This window comes from Limnospira sp. PMC 289.06 (assembly GCF_032350395.1).
Taxonomy (GTDB): domain Bacteria; phylum Cyanobacteriota; class Cyanobacteriia; order Cyanobacteriales; family Microcoleaceae; genus Limnospira; species Limnospira platensis.
The window spans coordinates 1-1,231 of record NZ_JARPLC010000328.1 but is presented as its reverse complement, the minus strand read 5'-3'; the positions used below and the strand labels follow the sequence as shown (position 1 = coordinate 1,231).

Sequence of the window (1,231 nt, the reverse complement as noted above, 5' to 3'; positions counted from 1 at the left end):
ACATTAATTACCGGGTCAATAAGTGGAAACGCCGGAACAGCAACAGCACTTCAAACTGCTAGAACAATTAATGGGACTTCGTTTAATGGTAGTGCCAATATAACAATAACTGCCAATACTCCTAATACATTAACAAATGGTACGGGATTAACTGGAAATAATTTTAATGGGAGTACTGCCACAACATGGGCGGTTGCTTATGGCACTACAGCAAACACAGCCTGTCAAGGTAATGATAGTAGATTATCTGACGCTAGGACTCCCACAACGCACACACATTCAAATATTACATTAACTGCAGGAGATGGTTGATCAGGAGGAGGAACTTTAGCAGCTAATAGAACAATTAATGTAGATTCAACTGTAGTTAGAACTACAGGTAATCAAACTTTAACAGGAATTAAAACATTTAACATAACAAATAATCCAGTAACTTTTGCAACTAATGAAAGTTTTCCTGATGGAAATATGCTTATTGATTTTAATGTTTGGAGGGGGTTTGACATCCGCCGGATAGGCTCTAGTGCTGGTTCGGCAAGTTTAGTACTAAATAGTAGAGTTGGAGGAAATAGTTGGGCGTTTTCTCATCAAGGGAATTATTCTATGCAATTAGAAGCAGATAATAATCCTAGAGTATTTATATATCATGGTATTAATTTTCATCAAAGCGATGTTTGGCGAGGTGCTCCTGACAATAGATATTCAATACAATTATATAACGGGCAGACATATTTTATAAAGAGCTCAACTCTTTCATCATCTGGAGTACATACTAGATTTAGAGTAGGAGGCACAAATGTATCTTATATTAACGATAATGGAGACTACGTTAAAGGTAGCTCTGATCTTAAATTCAAAACACTTTTATCAAAACCAACTCTAGGGTTAAGCGAAATTAACGCATTGACAGTCACGTGGTTTAAGTATAATGAACTTGCAGCATTTCATGGCTTTAATCCAAGTACAGAACAATTTGGTTTAATTGCTCAAGAAGTACAAAATATATATCCTAACGCAGTTGAAGTGATTAAAAATGACCATACAGATAGTCCTGAAGTTGACGACAAAAAAATAGATTACTTAACAATCATGTATGATAAACTGATACCATTAGTGATTGCGGCAATTCAGGAATTATCAGAAAAAATCGACAAATTGGAAAATATGCTAAACACTCAACAATAAATTAACAGATAATGCCTAATGCACTTGATATATCTGAAAGTAATTG

Annotated in this window: 1 protein-coding gene and 1 pseudogene; both read left to right on the top strand. The window is 34.8% G+C overall.

Annotated elements, in window-relative coordinates; translation table 11 throughout:
• Positions 1 to 312: pseudogene (locus P5674_RS24885) on the top strand (hypothetical protein); the annotation flags it as partial.
• 156 nt (positions 313 to 468) lie between these two features.
• Entirely contained in the window at positions 469 to 1,185 is a 717-nt protein-coding gene (locus P5674_RS24880) for a tail fiber domain-containing protein (RefSeq protein ID WP_315670406.1), read from the top strand.
• Positions 1,186 to 1,231: the final 46 nt, after the last annotated feature.